Raw genomic sequence first — 14,056 nt, 5'->3', positions numbered from 1 at the left:
GCCCCGTCCCCGCCCCCCGGGCCACGAACGGCACGCCGTACTCGTTGCAGGCCCGCACCACGGCCGCGATCTGCTCGGCGGTCTCCGGCAGCACGACCACGCCGGGGGTGGCCCGGTGATGGGTCAGCCCGTCGCACTCATAGGTGCGCAGCCGTACCGGATCGGTGATCACCGCTCCGTGGTCGAACGACTCCAGCAGGCGCCGGACCAGTCCGTCGAGTGTCTTCGTGCCCATCGTTCCTCCTCCCGCGTGCGCGGGAGCTCGGCAGCGCCCCTGCTCTCGTGATCACTCGGTCGATCGTGGACGACATCCCTCTATGTCGCATTCTCGCTCAGCATCGGGGCGACGGCGTCCGGCGGCTCTCCCGAATCCGGACGGCCCGCCCCGCACCGGGCCGGACGGGAGCGGGGACGGGAGGTCCCGCCGGTGCGAGGACCGCCCGCCGCGCTCGCCGGCCTCAGGGCGTGCGCGATGTCACGGCATGCGCGCGTAGGCGGGAAGGGTGAGGAACTCCGCGAAGTCGTCGTCGAGGGCGACCTCCTTGAACAGGGCGGTGGCCTGGGCGTAGAGGGCCTCGTCGTAGCCGGGCTCCGCCTTGATCTTGGAGAGCTCCTCGTCGATGATCCGCTCGACGAGCTCCTTCGTGACCACGGTCCCGGTGTCGGCGAGCTCGATGTCGTTGTGGATCCACTGCCAGATCTGGGAGCGGGAGATCTCGGCGGTGGCGGCGTCCTCCATCAGGTTGTGGATCGCCACCGCGCCCAGCCCGCCCATCCAGGCGGCCAGGTAGCGCAGGGCCACGTCCACGTTGTTGCGCAGGCCCGCCTCGGTGATGTCGCCCGGAGTCTCGGAGACCGACAGCAGGTCGGCGGCGGAGACGGAGACGTCCTCGCGCAGGCGGTCGAGCTGGTTCGGCCGGTCGCCGAGGACGCCGTCGAAGACGTCGCGGCAGATCGGGACCAGGTCGGGGTGGGCCACCCAGGAGCCGTCGAAGCCGTCGCCGGACTCGCGGGTCTTGTCGGCGGTGACCTTCTCCAGGGCGACCTTGTTGACCTCCGGGTCGCGGCGGGAGGGGATGAAGGCGGCCATGCCGCCGATGGCGTGGGCGCCGCGCCTGTGGCAGGTGCGGACCAGCAGCTCGGTGTAGGCGCGCATGAAGGGGGCGGTCATGGTGACCGCGTTCCGCTCGGGCAGCAGGAACTCCCGGCCCCGGGTGCGGAACTTCTTGATCACGCTGAACAGGTAGTCCCAGCGTCCGGCGTTGAGACCCGCGGAGTGCTCGCGGAGCTCGTAGAGGATCTCCTCCATCTCGAACGCCGCGGGGTAGGTCTCGATCAGGACGGTGGCGCGGATCGTGCCCTGCGGGATGCCGAGCAGGTCCTGAGCCCTGACGAAGACGTCGTTCCAGAGGCGGGCCTCCAGGTGCGACTCCATCTTCGGCAGGTAGAAGTAGGGGCCCCTGCCCTTGGCGATCTGCCGCCGCGCGGAGTGGAAGAAGTAGAGGCCGAAGTCGACGAGCGAGGCGGAGAACGGGGCGCCGTCGAGGGTGAGGTGCTTCTCCTCCAGGTGCCAGCCGCGCGGGCGGACCACGATGGTGGCGAGCTCCTCGTCGGGCTTGAGCGCGTAGTGCTTCTCCCCGGCGGAGAAGTCGATGGTCCGGTCCAGCGCGTCCCGCAGGTTGAGCTGGCCGCTGATGGTGTTTTCCCAGGTGGGGGCGTTGGCGTCCTCGAAGTCGGCCAGCCAGACCTTGGCGCCGGAGTTCAGCGCGTTGATCGTCATCTTCCGGTCCACCGGACCGGTGATCTCCACGCGGCGGTCCTCCAGGCCGGGCGCGGGCGGGGCGACCCGCCACTCGGACTCGCGCACGTGCTTGGTCTCGGGCAGGAAGTCGAGGGTGCCGCCGGCCGACAGCTCCGCCTGGCGTTCCCGCCGCGCCTCCAGCAGCTCAAGGCGCCGGGCGCCGAACTCGCGCTGGAGGGCGGCCACGAAGGCCAGGGCCTCCGGCGTGAGGATCTCCTCGGACCGGTCCTGCGAGGGACCCGTGATCTCAACGCCGTCCATGAGCTTCCTTTCCACATCATGGAAAATAACTTCTGAATTGTGGAATTGACGCTACTGGATGGCCCTGGCCCGGTCAAAGACAGGGTCGACCTAAGGGCCGAGTCGGGGGAGTCCCCGATAGAACGGGCCTCCGTGCTGCGGCACAGTTGAGCCCGCTCCCTCCGCAGAGGGAGCGGGAAACCGGTCGTGAGAGGGAAGCGGGAAGCTTCTCCGGAAGTCGAGGATTGAGCTCATGAAGAAGAAGATGATGGTCGCGGGGGCGCTTCTGGGCTCGGCGCTCGTACTGACCGGTTGCCGGATCGACCTCGGGAACCGGAACCAGGAGGTCGTCTCCTACGACGTCCCCGGCAAGCTGACGCTCCTGGACGTCCGCGGCGACTCCGGAGACGTCGAGGTCAACGAGTCGGACCGGTCACAGGTCCGGGTGACCGAGACGCTCCACTGGGGCGGCGAGAAGGGCAACAAGGACGGCAGGCCCAAGACCGAGCATCCCGTGGCCGGCGGCACGCTCACACTGCGTTATGACTGCTCCAACTGCTCCGTCGACTACAGGATCGAGATCCCCAAGGGCCTCAAGGTCACGATGGACGTCGACTCGGGTGACATCACGCTGCGCTCGCTGACCGGGGAGGTGAACGCCACCACCGGCTCCGGTGACATCGAGGCCGGCACCCTGGGCGCCAAGCGGTTCGCCGCCGACTCCGGTTCCGGGAACATCGAGGCGAAGTTCGCCGCCGTGCCGGACCATGTCGAGATCGAGACCGGCTCGGGCGGCGCCACGGTGCGGCTGCCGAAGGGGGGCTACAACGTGACGGCCGAGACCGGCTCGGGTGACAGGACCGTCAAGGTCACCCACGACCCGTCCTCCTCCAGCGTCATCTCGGCGCGGACCGGCTCCGGCGACGTCAACGTCCTGCCCTCCTGAGCGGAGGCGACGGGAGGCTCCGGCGTTTCCTTTCTCCACGAAACGGCCGATAACCAGATGAGACCCGGACGTTCACGTGGCACCATCGGAGGGAAGAGACCCGAGGGGTTCAGGTGTTCCACTCTATGGAGAGGACGCACATGAACCACGCACCTGAATGGAGCAACGACATAGACACTCGTGAGCCGCTGGACATTGACCAGTTCGACGACCTGCCCGGCACCGGTGAGATGGACCTGGCCGAACGCCAGGCGCTACGCCGGGTCGTGGGGCTCTCCACGGAGCTCGAGGACGTCACCGAGGTCGAATACCGCCAGCTGCGACTTGAGCGGGTCGTTCTGGTCGGCGTCTGGACCTCGGGTACGGCGACCGACGCCGAGAACTCACTCCTCGAACTGAAACTGCTCGCCGAGACCGCGGGCTCGGAGGTGCTGGAAGGTGTGATACAGCGCCGCCAGAAGCCCGACACGGCCACCTACATCGGCTCGGGCAAGGCGCAGGAGCTCGCCGACATCGTCTCCGCCACCGGAGCCGACACCGTCGTCTGCGACGGTGAGCTGAGCCCCGGCCAGCTCCGCCAGCTCGAGGAGGTCGTCAAGGTCAAGGTCATCGACCGGACCATGCTGATCCTCGACATCTTCGCCCAGCACGCCAAGAGCCGCGAGGGCAAGGCCCAGGTGGAGCTCGCACAGCTCAACTACCTGCTGCCGCGACTGCGCGGCTGGGGTGGCAACCTGTCCCGCCAGGTCGGCGGTCGCGCCGCGGGCGGCGTCGGCATGGGCGGCCGTGGCCCCGGTGAGACGAAGATCGAGCTGGACCGCCGCCGCATCCGCGAGCGGATGGCCAAGCTGCGCCGCCAGATCATCGAGATGACCACCTCGCGCGTGACCAAGCGGGCGCGGCGGCAGGAGCGCGAGGTTCCGGCCGTGGCCATCGCCGGCTACACCAACGCGGGCAAGTCCTCACTGCTGAACCGGCTGACCGGGGCAGGAGTGCTGGTCGAGGACTCCCTGTTCGCCACGCTGGACCCGACCGTCCGCCGGGCCCACACGCCCGAAGGCCGCCTGTTCACGCTGGCCGACACCGTCGGATTCGTCCGGCACCTGCCCCACCAGCTCGTCGAGGCCTTCCGCTCCACGCTGGAGGAGGTCGGCGACGCCGACCTGATCCTGCACGTGGTCGACGGCTCGCACCCCGACCCGGAGTCACAGCTCGCCGCCGTGCGAGAGGTGGTCGCCGACATCGAGGGCGCCCGGGACATCCCGGAGATCGTGGTCATCAACAAGGCCGACGTCGCCGACCCGGTGGTGCTGGCCCAGCTGACCGCGCGCGAGAAGCACACCGTCGTGGTCTCGGCCCGTACCGGGGCCGGGATCGACGAGCTGATGGCCGTCATCGAGCGCGAGCTGCCCCGCTTCGACCAGGAGGTCAGGCTGCTGGTGCCCTACCAGCGCGGTGACCTGATCTCCCGGGCGCACAAGGAGGGGGAGGTCCTCGGGGTCGAGCACACCGAGGACGGCACGATCCTGCACGCCAGGGTCCTGCCCGGCCTCTTCGCCGAACTGGAGAGGACCGCCAAGCCGGTCGAGACCGTCTGAGAGCGGTCGTCCCGCCACGCCCCGCCGTACCACGTTCCCGCTCAGGGGCCGGTACGGCGGGGCGTGGTCTCGTTAGGGGCCGGGTGGATACGGGGCCGGTGGATCGGCGTCCGGCGGCGGCGCGGGGACGTGCGGACCAGGTCTTGCGCAGGACACGCGGATCAGGCCTCGCGCGGGGACGCGTGGATCAGGTCTTGCGCAAGGCACACGGGTCAGGCCTGGGACAGGGCACGCGGATCAGGTCTCGCGCGGGGACGTGCGGCGCGGAATCAGGAGGAGGAGCCCGTCCCGGGCTCCTCACGGCGGAACGCCACGAGCGCCACGTCGTCCTCCCGGGCGCCGAACTGTTTGATGAGCCGGTCGCAGAAGAGCTCCAGGTCGCCTTCCACGACCTCCGCCAGCTGCCGCACGATCTCCAGGCTCTCGTCGAGCAGCTTGTCGCGGTCCTCGATGAGCCCGTCGGTGAACAGCAGCACCGCCCCTCCCTCCGGCAGGGTCAGCCGGTCGACCCGGTAGGTCTCCTCGGCCACGCCCAGCAGCAGGTTGCCCAGGTCGTGGTAGTGGACCGCACCGTCGCCGATGACCAGAGGCGGGATGTGGCCCGCGTTGGCGACCTCCATCTCCCCTGTCTCCGGGGCGATGAGTACCAGGCACACGGTGGCGGTCATGCCGGGGTGGTAGCGCCGCAGCACGTTGTTGAGCAGGGCCATGGACACGCCCAGGTCCACCGTGCCGATGAGGGAGGCGCGCAGCGCGTGACGGAGCTCGGCCATGACCGTCGCGGCGAGCAGGGAGTGTCCCTGGACGTCGCCGATGGCGATGAGCACCTGATCGCCCAGCCGCAGGACCTCGTAGAAGTCACCGCCGACCTCGATGTTGTCGACGGCCGGCTGGTATCGCCAGCTGATCGACAGCCCGGGCGTCTCCGGGATCCGCGCGGGCAGAAGGCTGCGCTGCAGGGTGAGGGCGATCGCGTGCTCCTCGGCGTAGGCGCGCAGGGCGTCCACCGAGAGGGCCAGGGCCTGGCCGAGCTGGCGCAGGACGTTGAACTCGTCCGTGTCGAGAGGCGGGAACGCGTCCACCCCGAGGTAGACGGGCGGCCTGCCGATCTTGGTGCGGCAGATGACCGCCGAGGCGTCGCCGAGGGTCTCCGTGTCCGGCATCAACTCCGTCCAGTCGCCGCCCGGGACCGTGAAGACCTCCGTCCCGGCCGCGTTGCCCAGGGACATCGCGCTCAGCTTGAGCAGCGTGTCGGGCGCCGCGGTCTTGGAGACGGCGATGCCCTCCGAGGGGAGGGCGGCGAACCTGCGGGTCCGGCCGTCCGGCGGCAGGGCGAGCACGCCCGCGCGCCTGCCGAGGATCCGGGAGGCGCCTTCGACGGCCGTGGCGAGGAGTCCCTCGAAGGTGTCGGAGGAGTTCATCGCGAGGCTGACCTGGGTGAGGGCCGCCAGCCGCTCGGCCATCCGCTCGGCCCGCTGCCGCGCCCGGTAGTAGCGCAGCGTCGCCTCGACCGTCGCGGCGAACTCGTCGGGCTCGACCGGCTCCGCCAGGTAGGCGTCGGCGCCGCGTTCGAGCCCCTGGGCCCGGTCGGCGGGGGTGATCGCCGCTCCGGAGATCTGGATGACCGGTATCGAGGAGGTCGCCGCATCCGCCTTGATCTGCTCGCAGACCTCGTAGCCGCTCATGTCGGGCAACCGTACGTCGAGGACGACCAGGTCCGGCCGGAGCTCCCTGACCTTGGCGAGCGCCTCCAGACCGCCGGTGGCCTGCACGACCTCGTGTCCCGAGCGCCGCAGCCAGCTGGACAGGATGTAGAGCTTGGTCGGCGTGTCGTCCACGACCAGCACGGTGGCCGGTCCCTCATTCATCGTGGTGCCCCAGCACGTTCCGTATCGCCTCCAGCAGGGTCTCCCTGCGCAGCCCGTGTTTGGAGATCACCGTACTGGCCTCCCGCGGGTACTGGCTGGAGGTGGCGACGGTCACCACGAGCACCGGCACCTCACGTAGCCGCTGGTCGTCGGCCATCCGCTGCATCAGCGCCGCGCCGTCGAGCCGGGGCATCAGCAGGTCCACCAGCGCGAGGTCCGGCGGGTTCGCCGTCATCGTCTCCAGTGCGACCAGCCCGTCGGGAGCCTCGTCGATGTGGGTGGCGAACCCGGTGAGCATCCGCCGGACCGTGTGGCGGAACTCCTCGTCGTCGTCGGCGATGAGCACCCGGCCGATCACCGGGGCCCCGTCGTACCGGTGCGGCAGCCGCAGGGTGACCGTGGTGCCCGCATCGGAGGTGCTGGACAGCTGGAGCGAGCCGCCCATCGCCTGGGCCAGGCGCCGGGCGTACGGCAGGCCGAGCCCGGTGCCCTTCGTCCGGACCTGGATGGGCCCCGGCACCTGGAAGAACTCCTCGAAGACGCGCTCTAGATGCTCCTCGGGGACGCCGATCCCGGTGTCGGTCACCGTGAAGACCACTTCGTGGGTGCCGGCGTCGAGGTCGACCTCCAGCCTGACCTCGCCCTCCTCGGTGAACTTCAGCCCGTTGGACAGCAGGTTGCGCAGGATCCGGGTGAGCATCACCTCGTCCACGAACAGTTCGGACGCCTTCTCGGAGACCTTCACCGAGAGCGTGACCTGGTCGGTGCCGCTGGTGGGACGGAGCGTCATGCGCATCCGCTCGGCCAGCGCCACCAGGTCCACCACGGCCGGCTGCGGGGCGAGCCGCCCCGCCTCGGCCTTGGCCATGTCGAGCAGCTCGCTCACCAGCGACAGCAGGGTCTCCGCCGAGGAGCCGATGAGCTGGATCTGGTGGAGCTGCTCCGCCGCCAGCGGGTCCCCGCCGGGCCCCACCAGGAGGCGGACCAGGCCGATGATCGAGTTGAGCGGGGTGCGCAGCTCATGGCTGACCGTGGCCCAGAAGCGGTTCTTGGCGTCGCTCGCCTCCCGTAGCTGCGCGGACTTGCCGTCCAGCTCCGCGTACAGTGCCACGACGCCGCGGTTGGTCTCCTCCAGCTCCTCCGAAAGCTGGTTGTACAGGGCGAGCACGCCCTGGTTGGTCTCCTGCAGCTCGGTGTTGAGCTGCAGGACCTCCTCCAGAGTGGCGGCGAGCTCGCGGTTCTGCTGACGCAGCTCGTCGAGGGCGGTGGCGGGGGTCAGCTTGGTCAGCCTGGCGCGGATCTCGTCCGCCGAGGGACTGGGGCGGCCCGCCGGGAGCCGTTTGAGCATGGTTATCCGTCCCGTGGCGGGATCCAGCTCGATCGCGTCGACGAGACGCCCCGCCAGCGTCACGCCGTCCGTCGGACGGAGATCGGCCGTCGCCGACAGGTCGATCCTGACGATCAGGCTGTCCTGCCCGAGCAGGAAGGCGGCGGACGCGCCGGCGCCCTCGCTCAGAACCTCCCGCCCGATCTCGCTCAGCGCCGTGGCCACCCGGATCTGGTCCTGGGTGTCCAGACCGGCGGCCTCCGCCGCCTCGCGGCCCAGCTTGCGCATGGCGAACACGTCCTGGTCGTTCAGGACGCTGATCCGGATCAGCTCGTCTCCGGCCATCTCGCCCGTCATGACGTCCACGGCCTCATCGCGACCACGCAGGCGTCGTCCCTACGGGTCCCCGCGTCGCGCAGCAGCGTGGCGGCGACCACGGAGGGGGGACGTGTGACGAGCCCGGGGTAGGAGGTGATGTCCCAGCGGTCGGAGAGCCCGTCGGAATGGAGCACGATCACGCTGTGCTGGGGCACCGCGTATTCGTACTGGCGCAGCGTGCGCGCCTTGTGGCCGGCGATGCCCGGCACCGAGATCATTCCCTGGCGGCCCTCGTGGTGCGCGATCCACGCCGAGACGTTGCCGAGTCCGGCGAAGCTCACCGTGCCCGCCGCCCGGTCGACGCGGGCCACGGCGACCGCGCCGCCCCTGGTCGAGCCGAGACCGAGGTGGATCCGCTCCAGGACGGTGACCGGGGGGAGGTCGGTGTGCTGGAGGAACAGCCGCACGGCCTCCTGGGAGGCGTGGGCGGCCAGGCTGCCGTGGCCGAGCCCGTCACAGAGCATCACGGTCGTCGTGGCGTCGTTCTCGGCGACCACGAACGCGTCGCCGCAGACGATCTCCTCGCCGATCGGCCGGGTCAGGCCGCTCACGCGCGACGCGGGGCGCGGGGCGTCACGCGCGATGAAGTACATGCCGAGCACAGTGCCCCGGCCGGGCATGGAATGAACGTCGTAACCGCTCGTCATCCGCGCGATGCCGCCCAGGCCGATGCCGAGGGTGCCCGCCGTGGAGTAGCCGTCGCGCAGGGCGCGGGAGACGTCGCGCATGCCGGGCCCCCGGTCGATCGCGATGACCTCTATCGCCGAGTCCAGCTCGGGATGGGGACGGATCAGCATGACCCCTTCGACGGCGTGTTTGACCAGGTTCGAGGCGGCCTCGCTCACCGCGACGGCCACCCGGCCGGCGTCCTCCTCGTCGAACCCCCGGTCCTCGGCGAGCATGACGGCGCGACGGCGGAGGGCGCCGATCGCGCTCGCGTCCTCGGCCCTCGTCCAGGTGTCGTTCTGGGAACGGATCACCTTGCCCATTTCGTCACCGTGATCAGCGTCCCCTCACCGGGAGCCGACTGCAGGTCGAACTCGTCGACCAGGCGGCGCGAGCCGCTGAGTCCGAGTCCGAGTCCGCCGCCGGTGGTCCACCCGTCGGTGAGCGCCTGCGGGATGTCGGGGATGCCGGGCCCGGTGTCGCTGAAGGCCAGCCGCAGGCCCTTCCGTATGCCGTTGTTGACGATCTCGATCCGCACCTGCCCTCCTCCCGCGTAGACGAGGGCGTTGCGGGCCAGCTCGCTGGCCGCGGTCACCACCTTCGTCTGGTCGACGAGGGAGAGCCCAACGTTCACGGCGGCGGTCCTGACGTGCTGGCGCACCAGGACGACGTCGCTGTTGCTCTTGATGGGCAGGTCGTCGGAGGTCGTCACTGGGCGGCCGTGACGATCTGCGCGCCGTCGAGGTGGTTCAGCAGGGCGACGCCCTTCTCCAGGTTGAGGGCGGTGCGCACGCCGCCGAGGGAGAGACCCAGCTCCACAAGGGTGATCGCCACCGCGGGCCGCATGCCGACGACGACCGTCTCGGCGTCGAGCATCCGGGAGATCGCGGCGATGGTGGCCAGCATGCGTCCGATGAACGAGTCGACGATCTCCACGGCGGTGATGTCGATGATCACCCCTCGGGCGCCGGTCGCGACCACCTGGTCCGCCAGGTCCTCCTGGAGCGCGAGCACGCTCTGGTCCTGGAGGTCGATCTGGATGGAGACGATGAGGATGTCCCCGAGTTTGAGGACGGGCACGCGGTCCATCATTCCTCCACGGTCCGTACGGCGATGCGGGTCCCCCTGTGCTTGACGAACTCGATGCCGCTCTGCCGCAGCGCGTGCGCGAGCGCGTCGGCCAGTGAGGCCTTGGTCACGATGTCGCCGAACTCGATGCCGAGGGTGACGATGGTGTGGGCGATCTGCGGGCGGATGCCGGAGATCACGCACTCCGCGCCCATCAGCCGCGCCGCCACCACGGTCTTGAGCAGGTGCTGGGCGACCTGGGTGTCGACCGCGGGCACGCCGGTGATGTCGATGACCGCGTGCTCGGAGCCGGTGTCCACCAGCGTCTGCAGCAGTTTCTCCATCACCACCTGGGTCCTGGCCGAGTCGAGCGTGCCGACGAGCGGCACCGCGACGATGCCCTCCCAGAGCTTGACCACCGGGGTGGAGAGCTCCAGGAGCTGTTCGGCCTGGTCGATGATGATTTTCTCCCTGGCCGCGGCGTAGCTCTCCATCGTGAAGAGCCCAAGCTCGTCAATGACCCGGGAGAACCAGACGAAACCTCGCAGGGCCTCGGGAGAGCCGTCGTTCTCGACGACTTCGTAGAGCGCCTCCTTGAGCCCGAACACCACTGTGGCGGTCTCGGTGGGCGTGAAACCCTGGCGGGCCCGGGACCGGGAGAGCTCGGCGAGCAGCCCGCGCAGGTCGCTGGAGTCGGAGGACTCGCCGAGCGACTGGTGCACGGCCTGGTAGAGCTCGCGGAGCTGGCCGATCAGGCTGCCGCGGTCCACATGGCCGCTGGAGGAGGAACCGGCGATCTCCAGCCAGCGCTTGAAGACGGGTTCCTCGTTCTCCTGAAGCAGTTCTTCGATGCGACGCCGACCGGCGTCCGCGTGGACGGACAAGGTAACTCCCATGCGTGCGGCTTATTAGATAGCTCGCACGAAAGATTACACTGAACGTCCTGCTTAGAGCCTATTTCAGGCGGGCTGCGGGGTGGTTTCGCTCACAGGTCAGGCAGCCCCGGACCGGGGTCCGGCCGACCGGCGCCGCCGTTCACGCGGAGGGTCTTCCCGGTGGTGGGACCGCCTGCGGGAGGGGCCGGAACAGCACGGCCGCGCCCGCCGTTCCCGACCGTCGCCGGGGAGACGTTCATCACTGATCGCGGGTCGTGTACGGCGCCGCGGCGGTGCCCGGCCGCTCGGGCCGGCGGGGAGGGCCGGGGTGCCGCCACCCCTACGGCCTCTTGTCAGGCTATGGGGGTCGGGAGTCACATTTCAATGGGTGAGCTTGCCGGTGAGGGGCTCTCTGGGGTGGACTGATGAAGCGCGAAAACCGTACAAAAGCCTCAAAAGTGACAGTGGTCGGCCAAGGTTTGGATTGCTACCATAAGGCAAATCTGCCGAGATGTTAGGGTGCAAGTTGTCTCGGAGACTGTTGTTGCAGGCGTGAAATAAGTGGTCTGAGCTGTGAAAACACACTCGAGGCCGGATGTGGCCTGGAGCCGGTGCGCCGGATGTGGTTACGGCGAAGCGGCGTTCTTCCCAATTAGCCTGTACAGCGAGCTCACTTGTGAAATAACGTAACTGAACTGAAATCGCCTGATCATGATCCCGGCGATACTGTCGCCGCACCACGATATGCGGATGAGAGCAGGAGACCCCCCAATGTCGTCCGGACTCACAGCGGACCCGGTGGGCATGGAGCCCGGCAACGGCTGGGTCCGCCCCTCGTGCTCGGAAGCGGTCTCCCTCCCGAGGTCCTCCCCTGCGTACAAGGCGGTGATGCGATGACCGTCCGCCTCCTGACCAACATCGGCCGGCTCTGGACCGGCAATGACGTGTGCAGCAACGCCGCGATCCTGGTCCACAACGACCGGATCGCCTGGGTCGGCCGTGCGGCCGACCTGCCGCAGAGTGTCCCCGGCGTGGTGGACGACATCGTCGATGTCGACCATGTCGAGAACCTGGGCGGCGCGCTGGTCACGCCCGGTCTGATCGACGCCCACACCCACCCGGTCTACGCGGGGAACCGCTACGCCGAGATGGCGATGCGCTCCAGCGGCTCCACGCCGTCCGCGATCACCGCCGCCGGCGGTGGCATCGGCTCCACCGTCACGGTGACCCGGGGCACCGACCCGTGGACCCTGTGCAACGGTGTCCGCGAGCGTCTGCGCGACTGGCTGCTCAGCGGCACCACCACCGTGGAGGCCAAGACCGGCTACCACCTCACCCGCGACGGCGAGCTGGCCGACGTGCGACTCCTGCGCGAGCTCGAGAAAGAGCCGATGATGCCGCGCGTGCACGTCACCTTCATGGCCGCGCACGTCGTCCCGCCGGAATACTTCGGCCGTCAGCGCGACTACGTCGAAGCCGTGGGCGCATGGTGCGCCGACGCGGCCGCGGCGGGAGCCGACAGCGTCGACGTCTACTGCGACGAGGGACACTTCACCACCGACGAGGCCCGCTGGGTCCTCGCCTCCGGCCGCAACGTCGGGCTGCTGCCCCGCGTGCACGCCGGCGCCTACAGCCGTCGCGGCGCCGTGCAGCTCGCGGCCGAGCTCGGCTGCGCCTCCGCCGACCTGCTCCACCACACCTCCGACGAGGACATCTCGATCCTGGCCCGCTACGGCGTCCCCGCCGTGGTCTGCCCGGGAACCGCCCTCCAGCGCGGCAGCCTGCCGCCGGTCCGCCGCATGCTCGCCCAGGGCGTCACGGTGGCGCTCGGCAGCGACCACAACCCCGGTCACTGCGGAATCACCTCGATGTCCCTGGTCATCAGCCTCGCCGTGGCGGCCTTCGGCATGAGCGTCGGCGACGCGCTCCGTGCCGCGACCCTCGGCGGAGCCACCGTCCTCGGCGTTCCCGACCGGGGCGTCCTCGCTCCCGGCCACCTGGCCGACATCGTCCAGTGGGACGCCGACCACGAAGGCGCCTTCGCCTGGGCCTTCGGCCTCAAGCCCCGCCGGGTCTGGCGCGGCGGCAACCCCGTCCAGTAGAAGCCGCTGCCCGGTCGCCCATCGGGGACGCGCGGTCGTCCGGCGCGGCCGTGGCACGGAGAGCGACCCGGCGATCACGCCAGTCCCGGTTGGGCGATCTCTTCTGGGTAATCTCTGCATATGTCTCCATCGGTCGCTGTTGTCACGGACTCCACCGCGTATCTGCCGCGGGAGGAGACCTCCCGCCTGGGGATCGCCACAGTGCCTCTCCAGGTCGTGGTGGGTGGCCGGCCGCTCGACGACGTGGCGCAGATCGACGGCGCGGCGATGAACGAGGCGCTCAGGGAATGGGCGCCGGTGACGACCTCGCGGCCCGCCCCGCAGCGCTTCGCCGACGTCTACGACGAGGCGGCGGCCCGGGGCGCGGTCGCCGTCGTCTCCATCCACCTGGCGGGGGAGATGTCAGGCACGGTCGAGGCGGCCCGTGCGGGAGCCGAGGACGCGCTGATCCCGGTCGAGGTCGTCGACAGCAGGTCGATCGCCATGGGCCTGGGGTTCCCCGTGCTCGCCGCGGCCGAGGCCGCGGCCCGGGGCGCGACCATGACCGAAACGGCGGACGCCGCCCGCCGGTGCATGGATTCCACCCGTAGCTTCTTCTACGTCGACACTCTGGAGTACCTGCGCAGGGGAGGCCGTATCGGCGCGGCGGCGACCCTGCTCGGATCCGCTTTGATGATCAAACCGCTGTTGCACATCGCCGACGGCGTGATCGTCCCCCTGGAGAAGGTCCGCACCGCTGCTCGGGCCATCGCCCGTCTCGAGGACCTCGCCGTTCAGGCCGCCGGGACCGGTCCGGTGAACGTCGCCGTCCAGCATCTCGCGGCCTCGTCCCGTGCCGAGACCCTGGCCGCGCGCCTGCCCCAGCGCATCCCCGGGCTCGTCAAGGTCACCGTGGTCGAGGTCGGCGCGGTCATCGGCGCCCACGTGGGTCCCGGCATGCTCGGTCTGACCGTCTCCCCTGCCTCCTGACCCGCTGACCTTCCCTCCCTCCGGCCTCTGGCGCGCCTTGTCCACAGGTCCGCCGCAGGCTCGGAGAGGTTGTCCACAGAGCCGCGTTCGGCCGAGGACGGCCCGGTGACATCGCCGTAGCGTCCTGGGCGTGCGGACCACAGATCAGGCCACCGAGCGGTTCCGGGCCGAGTCACGGCTGCGGATGCTGACGGCGTTCGACACCCCCGATCCCGCGC

General features: G+C 69.9%; 12 protein-coding genes. 4 read left to right on the top strand and 8 right to left on the bottom strand.

What is annotated here, in order from left to right; genetic code table 11:
• Both CA984_RS35885 and aceB read right to left on the bottom strand, forming a co-directional pair.
• On the bottom strand, positions 1–235 hold a 235-nt coding region (locus CA984_RS35885), incomplete at its 3' end, for an FAD-binding oxidoreductase (RefSeq protein ID WP_133061873.1).
• A gap of 240 nt (positions 236–475) precedes the next feature.
• On the bottom strand, positions 476–2,062 hold the full coding sequence (aceB, locus tag CA984_RS35880; protein ID WP_086577856.1) for a malate synthase A: 1,587 nt from the start codon (positions 2,060–2,062) through the stop codon (positions 476–478).
• Between the two features lie 232 nt (positions 2,063–2,294).
• Here aceB and CA984_RS35875 point away from each other — a divergent pair, with 232 nt between their 5' ends.
• On the top strand, positions 2,295–2,987 hold the full coding sequence (locus CA984_RS35875) for a DUF4097 family beta strand repeat-containing protein (protein WP_086577855.1): 693 nt from the start codon (positions 2,295–2,297) through the stop codon (positions 2,985–2,987).
• A gap of 140 nt (positions 2,988–3,127) precedes the next feature.
• Entirely contained in the window at positions 3,128–4,585 is a 1,458-nt protein-coding gene (gene hflX, locus CA984_RS35870; protein WP_423229349.1) for a GTPase HflX, read from the top strand.
• 269 nt (positions 4,586–4,854) lie between these two features.
• Here the strand turns inward: hflX and CA984_RS35865 are convergent, their stop codons facing one another.
• From CA984_RS35865 to CA984_RS35840, 6 genes are read right to left on the bottom strand one after another with little or no spacing between them, the layout of a single operon-like run.
• Positions 4,855–6,453: a fused response regulator/phosphatase gene (locus tag CA984_RS35865; protein WP_086577853.1), complete on the bottom strand. Its 1,599-nt coding sequence runs from the start codon at positions 6,451–6,453 to the stop codon at positions 4,855–4,857.
• Positions 6,446–8,137: an ATP-binding response regulator gene (locus CA984_RS35860; RefSeq protein ID WP_086577857.1), complete on the bottom strand. Its 1,692-nt coding sequence runs from the start codon at positions 8,135–8,137 to the stop codon at positions 6,446–6,448. Before CA984_RS35860 ends, CA984_RS35865 begins: the two co-directional genes overlap by 8 nt.
• Complete coding sequence (locus CA984_RS35855; protein WP_086577852.1) at positions 8,134–9,147, bottom strand: ATP-binding protein; 1,014 nt, start codon at positions 9,145–9,147, stop codon at positions 8,134–8,136. Before CA984_RS35855 ends, CA984_RS35860 begins: the two co-directional genes overlap by 4 nt.
• On the bottom strand, positions 9,135–9,536 hold the full coding sequence (locus tag CA984_RS35850; protein ID WP_086577851.1) for an anti-sigma regulatory factor: 402 nt from the start codon (positions 9,534–9,536) through the stop codon (positions 9,135–9,137). Before CA984_RS35850 ends, CA984_RS35855 begins: the two co-directional genes overlap by 13 nt.
• Complete coding sequence (locus CA984_RS35845; protein ID WP_207621159.1) at positions 9,533–9,913, bottom strand: STAS domain-containing protein; 381 nt, start codon at positions 9,911–9,913, stop codon at positions 9,533–9,535. The genes CA984_RS35850 and CA984_RS35845 overlap by 4 nt, the downstream gene beginning before the upstream one ends.
• Entirely contained in the window at positions 9,913–10,788 is an 876-nt protein-coding gene (locus CA984_RS35840) for an STAS domain-containing protein (RefSeq protein WP_207621158.1), read from the bottom strand. The genes CA984_RS35845 and CA984_RS35840 overlap by 1 nt, the downstream gene beginning before the upstream one ends.
• A gap of 872 nt (positions 10,789–11,660) precedes the next feature.
• Here CA984_RS35840 and hutI point away from each other — a divergent pair.
• Positions 11,661–12,869 (top strand): imidazolonepropionase, encoded by a 1,209-nt coding sequence (gene hutI / locus CA984_RS35830; protein ID WP_086577847.1) that lies wholly within the window; start codon positions 11,661–11,663, stop codon positions 12,867–12,869.
• A 120-nt stretch (positions 12,870–12,989) separates the two neighbouring features.
• The gene (locus tag CA984_RS35825; protein WP_086577846.1) at positions 12,990–13,838 is read left to right on the top strand and encodes a DegV family protein; all 849 of its coding nucleotides are present in this window, start codon (positions 12,990–12,992) and stop codon (positions 13,836–13,838) included.
• Positions 13,839–14,056: the final 218 nt, after the last annotated feature.

This window comes from Streptosporangium minutum (genome assembly GCF_002149035.1).
In the GTDB taxonomy this organism is placed as follows: Bacteria; Actinomycetota; Actinomycetes; order Streptosporangiales; family Streptosporangiaceae; genus Streptosporangium; species Streptosporangium minutum.
Note: the sequence above shows the minus strand (reverse complement) of the source record. Positions and strands in the feature narration are given on the sequence as shown.

Excerpts from the sequence above, each read along its gene's own strand:
- CA984_RS35845 (WP_207621159.1), bottom strand. The coding sequence starts at position 9,913 with ATGGACCGCGTGCCCGTCCTCAAACTCGGGGACATCCTCATCGTCTCC.
- CA984_RS35860 (WP_086577857.1), bottom strand. The coding sequence starts at position 8,137 with ATGACGGGCGAGATGGCCGGAGACGAGCTGATCCGGATCAGCGTCCTG.
- CA984_RS35825 (WP_086577846.1), top strand. The coding sequence starts at position 12,990 with ATGTCTCCATCGGTCGCTGTTGTCACGGACTCCACCGCGTATCTGCCG.
- CA984_RS35865 (WP_086577853.1), bottom strand. The coding sequence starts at position 6,453 with ATGAATGAGGGACCGGCCACCGTGCTGGTCGTGGACGACACGCCGACC.
- CA984_RS35875 (WP_086577855.1), top strand. The coding sequence starts at position 2,295 with ATGAAGAAGAAGATGATGGTCGCGGGGGCGCTTCTGGGCTCGGCGCTC.
- CA984_RS35855 (WP_086577852.1), bottom strand. The coding sequence starts at position 9,147 with ATGGGCAAGGTGATCCGTTCCCAGAACGACACCTGGACGAGGGCCGAG.
- aceB (WP_086577856.1), bottom strand. The coding sequence starts at position 2,062 with ATGGACGGCGTTGAGATCACGGGTCCCTCGCAGGACCGGTCCGAGGAG.
- CA984_RS35840 (WP_207621158.1), bottom strand. The coding sequence starts at position 10,788 with ATGGGAGTTACCTTGTCCGTCCACGCGGACGCCGGTCGGCGTCGCATC.
- hflX (WP_423229349.1), top strand. The coding sequence starts at position 3,128 with ATGAACCACGCACCTGAATGGAGCAACGACATAGACACTCGTGAGCCG.
- hutI (WP_086577847.1), top strand. The coding sequence starts at position 11,661 with ATGACCGTCCGCCTCCTGACCAACATCGGCCGGCTCTGGACCGGCAAT.